Source organism: Mannheimia haemolytica, from assembly GCF_004342115.1.
Lineage (GTDB): Bacteria > Pseudomonadota > Gammaproteobacteria > Enterobacterales > Pasteurellaceae > Mannheimia > Mannheimia haemolytica.
The window spans coordinates 26,958-41,793 of the sequence record NZ_SMAC01000026.1; the positions used below are offsets into that span (position 1 = coordinate 26,958).

The following is a 14,836-nucleotide window of genomic DNA, read 5'->3' on the forward strand; positions in this document are numbered from 1 at the left end:
TTGCTAGTTTAGTTAATGTTTACGATTTGCCGTTAATAACTTCAAATGCACCTTTGGCAACAAATCTTGCACCGTGCCGAGATACACGCCGCTGCGAATAAAATCACTTTGTTTTAAATACTTTTGGGCTTGAATAATCTGCATTAACGCCTCGTTTAATTGGCTGTTAAGTTCGTTTTTATCTTGTTCGGTCATCATATTTATTCCCCTTCAAATGGCTTGTTGTGCATACGTTTACAAAATTCCGCCCGTTGTTCCGCCCAGCCAAGGTTAGCGGTCGATTTTGCCGATAATTTTGCAACTTCCCAGTGGTCTTGGGCTTCTATATAATTGCCTTTGCGTTCTGCTTCTGCGGCTTTCTCGGCATAGTACCGAAAGCGGTCAAACTTAGTCGCCTTTTGTTCTGTTTTCATTTTTTCCTCCTGTGGTTAAAACACTTTATAAATGCCCTTCTATCTTGTCCCCCTCTTTGAAAAAGAGGGGCTAGGGGAGATTTTTAAAGGGCATTGAAAAGGTTTTTTAACTAAGACTTTCTTTTTAACTGATTTAAAATATGCAAATGATTTAATAACGATACATATTCTTTATCATCAAAGTCCATCATTATTAATTTTGTGTTATCACAAAAGTGTACTGTTACATTCCCGTTAATATTTTCTATTGAACAAACCTTGTCTGTATTAACCACAACAGGTTTATCCGTATAATTAACATTAAAAGTAATAAACATTCTAAACCCCCGCCATATCTAAACTAATCGGCTGATATTTGCCATTTTCATCACGTTTATAAAAACGGATATAACCTTTACTACCAATTACCTGCACGCTGTCTGAAATTGCCGTCATTGCTTGATTCCAGCGTGCATCATCAATCTCAACACGGCGTAGGGATAGGATTTTCGCCGTAGATAAATTGCCTTCCTTATCCACCTCAAACGCATTATCAATTAAGGCTTTAAGCTCCGGTTTTGCCCCTTCCGACCAATCGTGCAAGCATTCATCAATCAAGGCTTTTGCTGCGTGAATACGCTCATCAAAGCGAATATTCTCTTGCACTGCTAACTGCAACTTATATTCACCGTCATAAGTAAATAGTGTGATATTGCCTTTTGCACCGCCAATTTTTACTCCATATTTTTCAGCCGATAGGCTGACAAAAGCCCCTACGTCATCAAATACGGATTGTTTAAAATCGCCTAACGCTTTGCTTAACGCTTGTGCTTTACTTACAAATTGGCGAACTAATTCATCACGTTCTTTGTCGATTTCTTTTACTAATGCCTCCGGCTTTAAATTGCCATCAGCATCTTTCCAGTAAATTTCATTACCGATTGTTACTTTACTCATAATACTTCCTCTCTATTCCAACCCGACTTTCACGGTGCGGACTGCTTTACCGTTATACTTCACTCGTTTGTTATGAGCAGGGGACGACATAAATCGGATCGTCTTTGCTTCCACTCCCAACCGTTTTGCTAATTCTTCCGCCGTGCCGTCAGCCACATTCTCTTCGCCGACATACAGGGCATAAATCATTCGCCGTTTTTTCATTTCTACACCTTCGTAACACGTTCAGACTCCCACACGCATTTCACACCCCGCACCTGCATTTGGTAGCTGTCATACCGTCTGCCGCCTTTTGTTTTCATTCCAAATAGGCTTGCTAAGCCGTTTTTCACAAAATCCTGCGTTTTGCGGTTATCTCGCAACACAAGGCGAGGTGGGCTTGCCGCCTCAAATTCCACCCGCTCAATTTCCAAATCCAACGCCTCGCACTCAAGCGTGGCAATTTCTAACTTCACAAGGCTGTCGTGGATATAAGCGTTAAATGGGTTCATCATTTCGCCTGCTTTTTCGCTAAATACCTTTTGCATACTTTCCCCTTAAACTCTAAAGCTTCTACAATCTATGTCCTGTTCATTAATAATTTCTCTGGCTTTTCGATAAGCTATTTCCCAATCTTTTCTTGTTTTTACTTTCTCATATAACAAAAAGTCATCTATATCAGGATCAAAGATAGAAAGTGTAAAACTACCATCTCTCTCATCTTTACCAACTAGCAACTCATCCAACCAAAACAAATCTTCTGTTCCATCTGTTACTCTTTGTGTCCAGTGTCTAAAACAAGTCATAATTCGCTCCCTAACTAATCAACATCTTGCTATATTGCTCAACCAAATCTTTACTAATTGGCGTTTGGTTAATCTCGCTAGACCGTACGACACCACGCATTAACTTACTTAATCGGCGTGCGTTACCTTTGCAGGCTTTAATCAGCGGGGCATTAAATTCATTTGTACCTAACGCACTTTCTGCTAACAGCCCTAAATCTTCCTCGCTCAAGGCATTGCCTAAGTCACAAGCAAAACCTACTCGGCTATAAAGCTGTGCCAGCTCATTATTTTTACCTTTAAGATTAACCAACAATCTCGGCATACCGGCTAACACTACGCCCACGCCGGTTAAATCGTGGATTCGGCGGATAAACTCTAGCGAGCGGGTCGAAAGTAATTCAGCTTCATCAATCATTAGCAACCTTTCAGAGCCTTTTAACTTGTTCACAATGCTTTCTAATAGTTCGTTATTTACCCCTCTGGCATTTGCCCCCACCGCCTCGGCAATCTTGCGGAGCAAGACTTTAGGTGTGCAACTCGGATCAACCTCAATTAATGTGGCAGAGCTGTTTCGGCGTTCGTATTCTTTGAGCATTTGGGTTTTACCTAAACCGGCTGCCCCAAAAATCACATTAATCTCGCCTTCAATATGGGCAAACTGCATTACCTCCATCCCTCTGCGTGCCGCTAAAGTTGGCACAAATGCAGCGTTATATTTCGCTTCCACCACCTTCGCCTTATCCCGCTCAATCAACTCGTCTACTTTGCGATCCATTTCAGCCACATTGCCGTTATAATCGCCTTTGAGATACAGACTGACTGTGGCAACGGATACACCTAAAAGCTGTGCCACTTGTTTTTGTTGATAGCCTTTGCTATCCATTAAGGCTCTAAGTTCTTGGTTTTTCATCGTTTAGCCTCCCACTGCTAACTTTTTTTCGTAATCCTCTTTTTCTGCTCAATGGTTAAAACCGGGTTTAATTCCGCATTAATCTCATCAAGCTGTTGCTGTTTAAGGTTGGATCGGCGTTTATGGCGTTCTTTACGCTGCTGTTCCACCATCGCCACCGGGAATGCCTCTCGGGTGTTGCCGTTCCAAATTGCCTCGCAAATAAATCTGCCGTCTTTGGTACGCACCTGCACGCTCTCGGCATTGTGAATATCAACCCCGATCACCACTTCTTCACGGTCAAAATCCAGTAATTTCAGGTTAAAATAGTGGTTGTTATTCCAACTTACCCAACCTCGCTCCGGCTTACGGATAAATTCCGGTCGGCTCATATCCCGCAACTCAACAGGGCTTAACATCACCACATCTTCTGCGTGCAACATCTGCTGATATTTGCGTGCCGGCGTGGTACGGATTTCCGAGTGAATATGCTCGTTGTTGTACCAATCAATCACAGACTGGATCACATCAATCAACTGCTGCCACGTTGGCAATTTGCCTTGTGCTTTACGTTGTAGTGGGGTTAATTCCCCTTTGGCATTTGCCAGCGAGTTCACCGCATACAGGTTTTTACGCACTGTTTCCGGATCTGCACCGCTTGCGTAACCGGTTTCAAACTGTCGGGCAATCGTCATACCGATGGTTTTATTTAACCGTTCGATAATGCCTCGCCCCTGCGGATTGCCTGCAATCCCTGTTTCGTGTCGGATACCGAGGCGGGGCAACATCCCCGTCACCTCTGCATCCAAAAATTTGTTTTTCTCACCGCCACCGTTATCCGAGTAGTAGATTGCCGGCACACCGTGTAGGCTAATGGCGTGCCTTAGGGCATCAGCAACTGCAAAAGCATTCTCGCTGAGTGCCAGCGACCAACCGACCACCTTTCTGCCTGCACCATCAACAATCATTGTCAGCTCAGGGGTAAACGGCTTGCCGTGTATCGGGTGGGCCACTTTGAGTTTGAGCGAGTGACCGTCACCAATCCACACATCATTTGCTCGAAGTACCGACCAATCCCGCTTCACATAGCTAAGCAACTGCTTGTAATGCGAGCCGGTGCGTCTGCCGTACTCTTTCACATACAACGGCAACTTATTCATCGCTCGCTGTACTTGGCTTAGGCTGGGGCATTGTGCCAACAGTAGCGGGTTGTCTGCATACTGATACGCCCATTCCACCTCAAATTCTCGGTAGGCTTCGGTGAGGCAAATGCCGTTTTTCTGACGATACGTCCCCAAAAAGGCACTCAGCCACCAAATTTCTTCTGGCTTGGTCTCCTGCCGTACCTGTGGGGCAAGCAGTTTCAACCGTTGCTCGGCGTTCTCCGCCTTGCAGTAATCCACCACCCAGCCGTTTAAGGTTCGCACCGAGAGTGTGCGTTTTGCCGTCTTTTTAGCATTTGCTACGGCAACCAGCTCCGCCAAGTGCGGTGGCATTTCGCCTTGTTTGGCAAGGTTGCAAAGGTAGGTTATCGCTTTAATTCGGCTCATTGAGCCTTCCAACTCCAACACATACGCCACCAGTGCCATTCGTGCATCAGCAATTTCTCGCTGTTTGGTAGTAAGGTTGCCTAACTCCACCTCCGCACGCACTACCGGTAACTTTTTCGGCTTGGCTTCCACCACCGCCGACATAAAGCGGGAGCGGATTTCGGTTTGGATTTCTTGAGGGAGGCAGGCTAATTCATACTCAACACCACCGCCACGCCCTTTGCGTTTTTGAGATTGCCAGTTTTCTCTTATAGCTTTATCAAGCACATTTTTATGAGCACTTGGCAAACTAGATAACTTAAAACTTAATAATTCAGCTACTGAATAGTGTGTTTTTAAACTTATCTCACTCATAAATGCTCCTTTTTGTATCTTTTACGTTAAAGATCATTTATGATTAGAACTTATTCGTTAAGGTTGGTCGCCGATTACGTTCTATACGTTCTGCGGTTCGTCCTGCCCAAATTACTTCAGGAGCAACGCCTATAGCATTTGCGACTAGACGTTCCATTTTGGGATAAGGCTTGTCTAAGACTGATTTCAGGGTGTTATAGCTAACATTACCTTCATCTGCCAAAGTGCGAAGTGACCAACCTTTTTTACGAAGTTCCGCCAGAATATCGGCTCGATGCCAGTCTCTCTGTGCGGTTTTTTTAACGTCGCTTAATACACTCATTTGATACACCTCTTTTTATCTATCTGATGTGTGTATTTAACCGTAAAACTTTAAATAAATCAACCGTAAAACATAAAAATATTTAAAATATTTTTGCTTTATTCACAAATCACTTGAAAATCAATGGTTTATGAGTATGTTTTACGAGTAAAACTTTATTAATGGAAACGTAAAAGATGAGTAAACCAAACATTTACGATGAGAGCTTCTCAGAAAGAATGAAATGGATTGCAAAAAATAGCTTTAAGGACAATTACAGTGAGTTTGCAAGAGCAGTGGGGGTAGCCCAAGCATCACTATCTAGGTGGGTAAAAGGAGAGGCAGATCCATCTCGTTCAAATCTTGTAAAAATAGCAGAGGTGTCAAATGTGAGCCTTGAATGGCTGGCAACAGGTAAGGAAAGCAAACCACAATCAGAGAATACCAGTATTGTGGCAAGAGAGTTTGAGCGACTAGAAAAAATGGCTGATGATATTGTTTCAATGATTAACGGATTCAGCACAATCAACGTTTCAGCAGGCTTTGGCAGCTTTAACGAGGGCGTAACGAAGCCAGACGGGCAAGAACCTTACGCCGACAGCCTGCTGCAAAGCCTCGGCGTAAAAGCCCACAACTGCGGCGTGTTTTGGGCAAATGGAACATCAATGCACCCTACCATTGCAGACGGTGACCAAATGCTGGTAGATTTCAGCAAACGAGAGCCTCGTGGTGATGATAAGATTTATCTTGTGCAGAATGGGGAAAGCGTATGGGTTAAACGGATTAGAAAAGAATGGGACTATATTGAATTAATTAGCGATAACGAGTCCTACCGCCCAATACAGATTACCGCCGAAGAAGCTCAAAACCTCCAAATCATCGGACAAGTGGTACATATCGGGCATTCTCTCGTTTAAAACTGCTTTAAAATGGTTTTAAAACCGATCAAACCTATGCAAAAAATATCGCAAAAACTGCTCATTTTTTTCTAATCCTGCTCATTTTGTTTTTTTGCATAGCCCCAACCAAACAAAAACGGCGAAGCCTTGTATTTCCTAGCCTCGCCGTTATTTTTCCGCCCAAATTTTTTTCTTTCTCTCTATGCAAAAAAGATCAGTACCCCACATTTAATCAAAAAATAAGCATACAAGCGGGCAAATTTTTGCCGTTTTTTGCAAAGGTTGCTATAATCTCAGGCGAATATAGTCTTAGATCAAATTAGTGGCAAATTTTCTGCCACTCAATCAGTTTTTCCAAGACAAAAGCAGAAAATCGCTTTACTATATACCTATTCTTTTTTCTATTAACTCGTATATTAGAGGACATCAACAATGGCTAAAATTGTTAAAGTAATCGGTCGTGAAATCATCGACTCTCGTGGTAACCCAACTGTAGAAGCAGAAGTTCACTTAGAAGGTGGTTTTGTAGGCTTAGCAGCCGCTCCATCAGGTGCTTCTACCGGTTCACGTGAAGCATTAGAATTACGTGATGGCGACAAAGGTCGTTTCTTAGGTAAAGGTGTATTAAAAGCGGTTTCTGCCGTAAATAACGAAATTGCAAACGCATTAGTAGGCAAAGACGGTTCTGCACAAGCTGAAATCGACCAAATTATGATCGATTTAGATGGCACAGAAAACAAATCAAAATTCGGTGCAAACGCTATCTTAGCGGTTTCTTTAGCAACAGCAAAAGCAGCAGCCGCTTCAAAAGGCTTACCGCTTTACGCATACATTGCTGAATTAAACGGCACACCGGGTGTTTACTCAATGCCATTACCAATGATGAACATCATCAATGGTGGTGAACACGCTGACAACAACGTGGACATTCAAGAATTTATGATTCAACCGGTAGGTGCTTCTACATTAAAAGAAGCTCTTCGTATCGGTGCTGAAGTATTCCACAATCTTGCAAAAGTATTAAAAGCGAAAGGCTTAAATACTGCTGTAGGTGACGAAGGTGGTTTCGCACCAAACTTGGCTTCAAACGCAGACGCATTAGCGTGCATTAAAGAAGCGGTAGAAAAAGCAGGCTATGTGTTAGGTAAAGACGTAACTTTAGCGATGGACTGTGCATCATCTGAATTCTACGACAAAGAACGCAATGTGTACGATATGAAAGGCGAAGGCAAAACCTTTACTTCACAAGAGTTCACTCACTACTTAGAAGGCTTATGCAAAGAGTACCCAATCGTGTCTATCGAAGATGGTCAAGACGAATCTGACTGGGAAGGTTTCGCATACCAAACTAAAGTATTAGGCGACAAAGTACAATTAGTTGGTGATGACTTATTCGTAACCAATACCAAAATCTTGAAAAACGGTATTGAGAAAGGTATCGCAAACTCAATCTTAATCAAATTCAACCAAATCGGTTCTTTAACTGAAACTTTAGCTGCAATCAAAATGGCGAAAGATGCAGGTTACACCGCAGTTATCTCTCACCGTTCAGGCGAAACTGAAGATGCAACCATTGCAGATTTAGCAGTAGGTACAGCAGCAGGTCAAATCAAAACCGGTTCAATGAGCCGTTCAGACCGTGTAGCGAAATACAACCAGTTAATCCGTATCGAAGAAGCGTTAGAGCGTGCTGGTACACCGGCTCCGTTCAACGGCCGTAAAGAGATTAAAGGTCAAGCGTAATTGCCTGATTAAATATTTAAATGCCACTGAGAAATCGGTGGCATTTTACTTATAAGGATAATTTAATGCTCTACTCTGTTTTAACTGCTCATATTCTACTGAACGAACCTTACCGTAATGGCGCTCATTCAACCCAGCACGAACATTTAGTAGTGATGTTTGAAATTGATGAAGAAAGCGGCTACTTTTATGCAATGGACTTACACCAAACCGAACAGCCGGTAGTGGATAGTTTATTTGTGTTTCGGGTCAGCGATATTGAGCAAAATTCATTAAAAGAACCTCGCCGTTTAGAAATTTGCTGGAGTGAAGACGGCTATCAAGCCTTTTTACTGATCAACGGCTACCCGCACGCCGTGTTTGATTTCCGCCAATTTGTCGGCTACAACCACACCAAATTCCCAATGCCGGAACTTGGCAGTATGTGGGTACATAAAGAAACCACTAATGAATTAGTGGAGAAATGGTTAGGCTAATTTCATTTATTCGGGCGTGCAATGCACGCCCTCCTCTTCATTATTCAGACAGAATCTCTTTAAAAACGCCGATTCCTTCCACCCCTAATGCGGTAGCTAACCCCACAAAGTCTGCCCCAACCGATTTCATTCGCTCAAAGCCGGCTTTATCATTCACGCCGCCCACACCAATAATTTGAAGATGTTTGAGCTTAGGCTCTTGATCTAACATTTGGCGAATCGTGTAAACATTCCCCAAAGAAAGTGCATGGATTGCCGTTCCTGCCATTCCGCCTACGCCCGTTCCCACTTCTGAATTTAATACCGCTTTGCCAGCATTTAAGACAAGCGATGAGCCAAGCGTATTGGTTGAAGTAATAAAGGAAATTGGTAAATTTTCGCCATTTTCGACCGCTTGTAATAAGCCTTTGATTAATTCATCATATTGATTTTGGTAAGTAAAAGGTGGAATTTTAATCCCGATTGGTAAAGCATTATCACCTTGAGCCAGTTTTTTTAGCGAAGTTTGTAGTGCGTGCAAGTAATGTGATAATTCTTCTGCGGAATAAGCAGGCGAAATTTCACCCGGAATATTCGGGCAAGAGATATTAATCTCCATTGCCAAAGGCATTTTCACTTCAGTTTGGAAAGCAACAATTTTTTCATAACATTCCCCCACCTCTTCGGGTGAACCAAACACCGAAATAATAAATGCTTTGCTTGATGGCGCTGTCAGCTCATTTGAAATGGTGCGTACAAAGCTGATGGTGGTATCCAGATTATTTGGGCTTAAACCGATGGTGTTAAGGCTTGCTGTTTGTAAGCTAGTTGCATCTTGAGTATTCACACTTGCTGTTTTCTGTGCGTTGGAATCAAAGAGTACATATTGGTTCTTCGCCCAATCGTGTGGATATGGTTGAGGCATTGAAGTACGGGTTGTTACCGCACCGGTATATTCACACGCATAAAGTTCACGCAAGCTCTCTAACTCCGAACACCAAGGGCAAGGCGTATTTAAAAGTGGTGGTGAAAATGTGAGTTTTTGCATAGTGTTATTCCTTTTTATTTACAAATAGAGGGTTATTAGCAAAAAGGACGCCACAGCGTCCTTTGATTAATGAGCAGCAGAATCTTCTACTTTTTCTTTTGGTAATACAATGTTAAGTACAATAGCGACTAATGCACACAAGCTGATCCCTTTTAATGAGAATTCGCCGATGTTAATTAACATACCGCCAATACCGAATGTCATTACTACAGAAGCAATACAAAGATTACGTGGAATGCTTAAATCAACTTTAGCTTTAATTAGAGTATTGATCCCCACAACCGCAACTGCACCGAACAGCAACATCATAATACCGCCCATCACAAAAGTAGGGATAGTGGCAAGGAATGCCCCGATTTTTCCGCAGAATGAGAAAGCGATAGCCCAGCACGCAGCCCAAGTCATAATTTTCGGATTGAAGTTTTTGGTTAGCATTACCGCACCGGTTACTTCAGAGTAAGTCGTATTTGGTGGGCCACCTAATGCCGCAGCTGCTGAAGTTGCTAAACCATCACCTAAAAGCGTGCGGTGTAACCCCGGTTTTTTCATAAAATCTTTACCGGCAACTTGGCTGATTGCCATTACATCGCCTAAGTGTTCGACTGCCGGAGCAAGTGCGATAGGTAATAAATACAAGATTGCATCTAATTTGAATTCCGGTGCGGAAACTTTCGGTAGACTAAACCAAGGAGCTTCAACCACTTTAGTAAAATCCACCAATCCCATAAAAACAGACAAGATATATCCCACCGTTAAACCTGCTAATATTGGCACGAGCTTTAATAGCCCTTTCGCAAACACCGCCACAATCAGCGTAGTTACCAGCGTTATCATTGAAACAATAATAGCGGTGTTATAGGCAATATTCGCCGATTTACCCGTTGCCATATCCACCGCAACAGGAGCAAGACCTAAACCAATCACCATAATTACCGGTCCAATCACGATTGGAGGGAAGTATTTATGCAGAATATTCACCCCTTTCGCTTTCACTAAAGCAGATAATGCCATATAAATAAAACCGGAACAGAGCAATGCTCCCATTGTGACGGGAATTCCCCATTGTTGAACACCGAATTGGATTGGAGCGATAAAAGCGAAACTTGATGCGAGGAAAACAGGAACTTGACGTTTAGTACAAATTTGGAAGATTAACGTACCGACACCGGCGGTAAGAAGGGCAACATTAGGATCTAAACCGGTAATCAGCGGAACTAATACTAACGCCCCAAATGCAACAAACAGCATTTGCAGCCCGATAAACGCCTGCTTTGGCGTACTCATATTTTCTGTGGTCATTTTTTACTCTCTTTGATGTATTGCGATGTAACCATTGCAGTTACCCAGATGAAAACAACGCTATAAACCTATTTCGCAAACGATTGCGAATTTTAGGCAAAATTTTTTTGCCGATTTTACGGCAAACAAAATTCATAGGCTTTCACTAAAAAGGAAAAAGCCTTGAATTTGCATTCAAGGCTTTGGTGAGATTTTTAAACGGGCTGGATAATACGCCTTTTTAAAAACAGTGTCAAATAGAAAATTGCTGCTTTTGTGTTTTTTACCAACCTAATGCCTGATTAGCAACAAAATCTCTGGCTATTTTTGAATGGGAAACCGTTAATAACCCTAAATTCCTCACAACCTGAACTGGTAACATTTCGCAACAAAAAAGCGAAATCAGACCGCTTGTAGCATTTATCATTCTGGCTTGATCTTGCGTTCTCTCATTCTCAAAAGTTGATAAGAGCGAAAATTCGCCTATATCTTTCCCTTGATTAAACGCCAAAGCCACTAATTCCGCTAAGGTAGTCAAATCACGCAAGCCTAAGTTGAAACCTTGCCCAGCAACCGGGTGAAGCATTTGTGCGGCATTGCCGACAACTGCTAAGCGGTGGTGAATATGCGACTGGGCTTTTTGCAAAATGAGCGGATAAACAAACCGCTTGCTCACTCGAACAAATTGCCCTAACTTCCAACCAAATTGTTGTTGCAAACGGGCTAAAAATTCACTGTCTGAAAGTTGGATTAACTCGTTCGGCTCTTTCACACACCACACCAACGACATCATATTTCCGCTCAAAGGCAATAAAGCAAAAGGGCCTTGAGGCGTAAAATATTCAAAGGCTTGATTTTGGTGAGATTCACTCAGTTCCACATTGGCGATAATTGCCGATTGTGCATAATCCCTTACTTTTACGGTTTCCACACCGCACTGTTTTGCAATCTGAGATTGAATACCATCTGCCGCCACCAGCAAGGAACAGCTTAGTTTCTCACCATTTTTCAAGCTCAATCCACAATGTTGTTGGGAACGCTCAATGCCAACCACTTGATTCGGGCAAAAAAGCGTAATATTAGCTTGCTGTGCAAGACAAGCGGTCAATTTTCTGCCGAATTTTGCAAGTTCCACCACCATACCCAGTTGAGCCACATTCTGCTCGCTTGCTTTCAAGGTCGTTTTACCAAAATGCCCTTTATCCGCTACTTGAATTTGCTGAATCGGCGTGCCGATTTCGCTAATCATCTCGCCTAAACTTGAGCCTGCAAGCGGTCTGATTTGCCCCATTTTTTGCAAACTGCCTTCGGCTAAGGCAATACTGCGAGCATCAAAACCGCCTTGCTGTTCATAGTCCGGCAGCGATTTTTCCACTATCGCAATCGAGATTTTGTGATGAGTAAAACTACTTAACGCCAATGCCAGCACCGAGCCGGTCACTGCCCCGCCCACAATCACCACATCAAATTGGGTTGTTGTTTTATTTTCCATTTCTCGCCCATTCAAACGCATTCAACAAACTTAATGGATAACGCTCACCGCTTAAATAATCTTTGACCGATTGAACCACCAACGGGCTTCTGGCACATTGCCCTTGTTGCTGAATGTAGTCTTCAAATTCTGCTAAAGTAAGCCAAAGGGCTTGGGTAATATCCGCATCTTGCGGATTCGGCTCCAGCCACTCTTCCAGTTCCACCGAAAACAGAAAACGCAAGAAATCGGTTTGTGAACGAGGGGCTTGCCATTGATAAATTTTCACCAAATTTGCCATTTCTGCCCGAATACCGGTTTCCTCAAACAGCTCACGGCTTGCCCCCTCCAGCAAGGTTTCATCTTTTTCTAAATGCCCTGCCGGCTGGTTAAGGGTACGTTTGCCATATTCAATTTCTTCCACAAACAGAAACTTTCCCTTACAATGCACCACGCAAGCCATTGTTACATTTGGTTTAAACATCAAATTACCTCAATCCGTGGTTTGCCCTGTTCCATTTCCAGCAATCTGCCAACGTGGAATAACGGCACATTTGCCCGATTTGCAATTTGTTGCACTTTTTCGACCGCTTGTGGCAGCACCGCCACTAATAAACCGCCAGAGGTTTGCGGATCGCACAAAATCGCTTTTTGCTCGTCCGTCATTGCCGAAATCAAATGCCCATAGCTGTCGAAATTGCGATTTGTCCCACCCGGAACTGCTCCCAATGCAATATACTCCTTAGTGCCATCAAGGACTTGAATATCCTCAAAATCAACCTCCGCCCGTAAGCCCGAGCCTTGACACACCTCGCTTAAATGCCCGAGTAAGCCAAAACCGGTTACATCAGTCATTGCCGTGACTTCAGGCAGTTCGGAAAACGCTGAACCAATCAAGTTGATTTGGCACATTACCTCGCTTGCCAGATGTTGATGTTCAGGCTTCAACAAACCTTTTTTCTCTGCCGTGGTTAGAATGCCAATCCCCAAAGGCTTGGTTAAAAACAGCTCACACCCAGCCACCGCAGAGGCATTGCGTTTCACCCGTTCGGTCGGCACAATGCCGGTAACAGCCAAGCCGAAAATCGGATCGGGCGAATCAATCGAATGCCCGCCCGCCAAGGCAATACCGGCTTGCTGGCACGCAAAACGCCCACCTTCGACAATTTGTTGAGCCACTTCAGCCGGCAATTTATTCACCGGAAAGCCCAGAATCGCAATCGCCATAATCGGCTTGCCACCCATCGCATAAATATCGCTAATCGCATTGGCAGCAGCAATTCGCCCGAAATCAAACGGGGCGTCCACAATCGGCATAAAGAAATCGGTGGTGCTGATAATGGCCTGCCCGTTCCCTAAATCATAGACGGCAGCATCGTCCGCCGTTTCATTGCCTACCAATAAATTCGGATCGACAAATTGTTCTAATTGAGTTTGTAAAATTGTCCCTAACACCTTAGGCGAAATTTTACAGCCTCAACCCGCCCCGTGGCTGAACTGCGTAAGTTTTATCGGTTCAGACATTCTGCCTCCATCGTAAATCAAAATTATGCCTATTGTACGCCAACAAGCGGTGGAATTTGGGAAATTTTTTGCAAAAAATGAGCTTTTAATTTAATGATGCGACCTTAGTTATTATGCTATTAGAATGGGTGACGGTTGGATTGGGTCTAATGTATCAGTTTGGTTACTTACGCACCAAAATCGGCACGGATACACAACGTGCAATGCTATGGAATTGCCCGACCTATGTCTTGATAATCCCGTTTTTATTAAACACATCGGTGAAAAAACAATATCACGCATTTTGGCAAAAATATCACCAGCATAACAATGATGTGAGTTTTCCCTATTAACCATAATATGTGATAATAAATGCCCTAGACTGAAAAATCAGTTTAGGGCATTTCATTTTTAAGCGGTTTTAATGAATTTGGGGTTTTGTGCAACTGCTACATAATACCGAAGTTTTTGCAAAGTTGCACCGCTTGTGAAAATTTATTTATTCTGAGAAGGCTTAGTATCTAAAAGTTTTTTCATATCCTCGCAATGTTCTTCTATATCCTTCTCTGTCCAGTTTTCTTTTGAAAGCATAATAGCTTGTTTTAAACTCATACAATCGAAACGTTTACTTGCTCCCTCATAAAAACTTCTCTTTGTAGTCGTTTCATAATCACTTAATGCTGAATTCTGATGTGGAGAAATCAAACAAAGATTACCAAAATTGTGAACTATTGAATCACTTGTTCTATTTTGAGCAAGGTAATGTTCTATTGATGTTCGTGACAAAGAAAATCTAAACTGATTCTTTTCTATAAATATATTCTCCTTCTTATCTAGATATTTATCCCAATTTTTCCATAAAAGATAATCTAAATAATTAAAAATATAGTGAGGAGTTGATTGACCATTCTCAAAAAAATTAGGAGCATCAGATTTATTCTTTTTATAATGTTTATCAGCTATTTCCTCTAAAATAGTTAAATACACATCATCCTTTAAGTTATAACTACCTTTAATGGACGGATGTTCACTAATCTTATACAACACATCAAAAAGCCAATTTTTATAAATTTTTGACCTGAACGAAGTATGAAACATAGACAAAATATGAATGATATACTGATAATAATTATCTGTAGAAGATCAAACCTAATCTGACAGTCCCCCGTTTTAAATTACCGTGTCTGTCAGATTAATTTGAGCTTAAATTCTTTTCCACCCAAATCCGT

The 14,836-nt window shown here is 42.4% G+C and carries 18 protein-coding genes and 1 pseudogene; 4 read left to right on the plus strand and 15 right to left on the minus strand.

What is annotated here, in order from left to right:
- Window positions 1-12: 12 nt before the first annotated feature.
- From EDC41_RS10050 to EDC41_RS10090, 9 genes and pseudogenes are all read right to left on the minus strand, one after another.
- Entirely contained in the window at window positions 13-195 is a 183-nt protein-coding gene (locus tag EDC41_RS10050) for a hypothetical protein (protein ID WP_032844828.1), read from the minus strand.
- Between the two features lie 5 nt (window positions 196-200).
- Window positions 201-413 (minus strand): ANR family transcriptional regulator, encoded by a 213-nt coding sequence (locus EDC41_RS10055; protein WP_006251267.1) that lies wholly within the window; start codon window positions 411-413, stop codon window positions 201-203.
- 318 nt (window positions 414-731) lie between these two features.
- A complete protein-coding gene (locus tag EDC41_RS10060) occupies window positions 732-1,349 on the minus strand; it encodes a DUF3164 family protein (RefSeq protein ID WP_006251266.1) in 618 nt (205 codons plus the stop codon).
- Window positions 1,350-1,361: 12 nt separating this feature from the next.
- Window positions 1,362-1,553 (minus strand): hypothetical protein, encoded by a 192-nt coding sequence (locus tag EDC41_RS10065; RefSeq protein ID WP_005822932.1) that lies wholly within the window; start codon window positions 1,551-1,553, stop codon window positions 1,362-1,364.
- 2 nt (window positions 1,554-1,555) lie between these two features.
- Window positions 1,556-1,876, minus strand: coding sequence for a hypothetical protein (locus EDC41_RS10070; protein WP_006251265.1), 321 nt, complete (start codon window positions 1,874-1,876; stop codon window positions 1,556-1,558).
- A 9-nt stretch (window positions 1,877-1,885) separates the two neighbouring features.
- Window positions 1,886-2,134 carry a hypothetical protein gene (locus EDC41_RS10075; RefSeq protein WP_020831183.1) on the minus strand — a complete coding sequence of 83 codons (249 nt, stop codon included), beginning with the start codon at window positions 2,132-2,134 and terminating at the stop codon, window positions 1,886-1,888.
- Window positions 2,135-2,144: 10 nt separating this feature from the next.
- A complete protein-coding gene (locus tag EDC41_RS10080; RefSeq protein WP_006251264.1) occupies window positions 2,145-3,026 on the minus strand; it encodes an AAA family ATPase in 882 nt (293 codons plus the stop codon).
- A gap of 3 nt (window positions 3,027-3,029) precedes the next feature.
- Window positions 3,030-4,909, minus strand: a pseudogene (locus EDC41_RS10085) (transposase).
- Window positions 4,910-4,952: 43 nt separating this feature from the next.
- Entirely contained in the window at window positions 4,953-5,231 is a 279-nt protein-coding gene (locus EDC41_RS10090) for a helix-turn-helix domain-containing protein (protein WP_020831178.1), read from the minus strand.
- Window positions 5,232-5,407: 176 nt separating this feature from the next.
- On the opposite strand from EDC41_RS10090, the gene EDC41_RS10095 reads away from it, so the two are divergent.
- From EDC41_RS10095 to EDC41_RS10105, 3 genes are all read left to right on the plus strand, one after another.
- Complete coding sequence (locus tag EDC41_RS10095) at window positions 5,408-6,127, plus strand: XRE family transcriptional regulator (protein WP_020831176.1); 720 nt, start codon at window positions 5,408-5,410, stop codon at window positions 6,125-6,127.
- A gap of 414 nt (window positions 6,128-6,541) precedes the next feature.
- Window positions 6,542-7,852: a phosphopyruvate hydratase gene (gene eno / locus EDC41_RS10100; protein ID WP_006251191.1), complete on the plus strand. Its 1,311-nt coding sequence runs from the start codon at window positions 6,542-6,544 to the stop codon at window positions 7,850-7,852.
- Window positions 7,853-7,917: 65 nt separating this feature from the next.
- The gene (locus EDC41_RS10105) at window positions 7,918-8,328 is read left to right on the plus strand and encodes a DUF2251 domain-containing protein (RefSeq protein ID WP_006248783.1); all 411 of its coding nucleotides are present in this window, start codon (window positions 7,918-7,920) and stop codon (window positions 8,326-8,328) included.
- Between the two features lie 40 nt (window positions 8,329-8,368).
- On the opposite strand, the gene EDC41_RS10110 is transcribed toward EDC41_RS10105, so the two are convergent.
- From EDC41_RS10110 to selD, 5 genes are all read right to left on the minus strand, one after another.
- Window positions 8,369-9,355: a dihydroorotate dehydrogenase gene (locus EDC41_RS10110; RefSeq protein WP_006251193.1), complete on the minus strand. Its 987-nt coding sequence runs from the start codon at window positions 9,353-9,355 to the stop codon at window positions 8,369-8,371.
- 66 nt (window positions 9,356-9,421) lie between these two features.
- On the minus strand, window positions 9,422-10,654 hold the full coding sequence (locus EDC41_RS10115) for a uracil-xanthine permease family protein (protein WP_006248781.1): 1,233 nt from the start codon (window positions 10,652-10,654) through the stop codon (window positions 9,422-9,424).
- Between the two features lie 262 nt (window positions 10,655-10,916).
- The gene (gene ubiH / locus EDC41_RS10120; protein ID WP_006251194.1) at window positions 10,917-12,125 is read right to left on the minus strand and encodes a 2-octaprenyl-6-methoxyphenyl hydroxylase; all 1,209 of its coding nucleotides are present in this window, start codon (window positions 12,123-12,125) and stop codon (window positions 10,917-10,919) included.
- Entirely contained in the window at window positions 12,115-12,588 is a 474-nt protein-coding gene (locus tag EDC41_RS10125; protein WP_006248779.1) for an NUDIX hydrolase, read from the minus strand. Before EDC41_RS10125 ends, ubiH begins: the two co-directional genes overlap by 11 nt.
- Window positions 12,588-13,628, minus strand: coding sequence for a selenide, water dikinase SelD (gene selD, locus EDC41_RS10130; protein WP_080542692.1), 1,041 nt, complete (start codon window positions 13,626-13,628; stop codon window positions 12,588-12,590). Before selD ends, EDC41_RS10125 begins: the two co-directional genes overlap by 1 nt.
- Before the next feature lie 113 nt (window positions 13,629-13,741).
- On the opposite strand from selD, the gene EDC41_RS10135 reads away from it, so the two are divergent.
- Complete coding sequence (locus tag EDC41_RS10135) at window positions 13,742-13,960, plus strand: hypothetical protein (protein ID WP_235658915.1); 219 nt, start codon at window positions 13,742-13,744, stop codon at window positions 13,958-13,960.
- Window positions 13,961-14,102: 142 nt separating this feature from the next.
- Here the strand turns inward: EDC41_RS10135 and EDC41_RS10140 are convergent, their stop codons facing one another.
- Window positions 14,103-14,594, minus strand: coding sequence for an HNH endonuclease family protein (locus tag EDC41_RS10140; RefSeq protein ID WP_165876903.1), 492 nt, complete (start codon window positions 14,592-14,594; stop codon window positions 14,103-14,105).
- Between the last annotated feature and the right edge of the window lie 242 nt (window positions 14,595-14,836).

Bases quoted from the DNA above. Each gene is read 5' to 3' on its own strand.
- EDC41_RS10050 (WP_032844828.1), bottom strand. From the start codon at position 195: ATGACCGAACAAGATAAAAACGAACTTAACAGCCAATTAAACGAGGCG.
- EDC41_RS10055 (WP_006251267.1), bottom strand. From the start codon at position 413: ATGAAAACAGAACAAAAGGCGACTAAGTTTGACCGCTTTCGGTACTAT.
- EDC41_RS10060 (WP_006251266.1), bottom strand. From the start codon at position 1,349: ATGAGTAAAGTAACAATCGGTAATGAAATTTACTGGAAAGATGCTGAT.
- EDC41_RS10065 (WP_005822932.1), bottom strand. From the start codon at position 1,553: ATGAAAAAACGGCGAATGATTTATGCCCTGTATGTCGGCGAAGAGAAT.
- EDC41_RS10070 (WP_006251265.1), bottom strand. From the start codon at position 1,876: ATGCAAAAGGTATTTAGCGAAAAAGCAGGCGAAATGATGAACCCATTT.
- EDC41_RS10075 (WP_020831183.1), bottom strand. From the start codon at position 2,134: ATGACTTGTTTTAGACACTGGACACAAAGAGTAACAGATGGAACAGAA.
- EDC41_RS10080 (WP_006251264.1), bottom strand. From the start codon at position 3,026: ATGAAAAACCAAGAACTTAGAGCCTTAATGGATAGCAAAGGCTATCAA.
- EDC41_RS10090 (WP_020831178.1), bottom strand. From the start codon at position 5,231: ATGAGTGTATTAAGCGACGTTAAAAAAACCGCACAGAGAGACTGGCAT.
- EDC41_RS10095 (WP_020831176.1), top strand. From the start codon at position 5,408: ATGAGTAAACCAAACATTTACGATGAGAGCTTCTCAGAAAGAATGAAA.
- eno (WP_006251191.1), top strand. From the start codon at position 6,542: ATGGCTAAAATTGTTAAAGTAATCGGTCGTGAAATCATCGACTCTCGT.
- EDC41_RS10105 (WP_006248783.1), top strand. From the start codon at position 7,918: ATGCTCTACTCTGTTTTAACTGCTCATATTCTACTGAACGAACCTTAC.
- EDC41_RS10110 (WP_006251193.1), bottom strand. From the start codon at position 9,355: ATGCAAAAACTCACATTTTCACCACCACTTTTAAATACGCCTTGCCCT.
- EDC41_RS10115 (WP_006248781.1), bottom strand. From the start codon at position 10,654: ATGACCACAGAAAATATGAGTACGCCAAAGCAGGCGTTTATCGGGCTG.
- ubiH (WP_006251194.1), bottom strand. From the start codon at position 12,125: ATGGAAAATAAAACAACAACCCAATTTGATGTGGTGATTGTGGGCGGG.
- EDC41_RS10125 (WP_006248779.1), bottom strand. From the start codon at position 12,588: ATGTTTAAACCAAATGTAACAATGGCTTGCGTGGTGCATTGTAAGGGA.
- EDC41_RS10135 (WP_235658915.1), top strand. From the start codon at position 13,742: ATGCTATTAGAATGGGTGACGGTTGGATTGGGTCTAATGTATCAGTTT.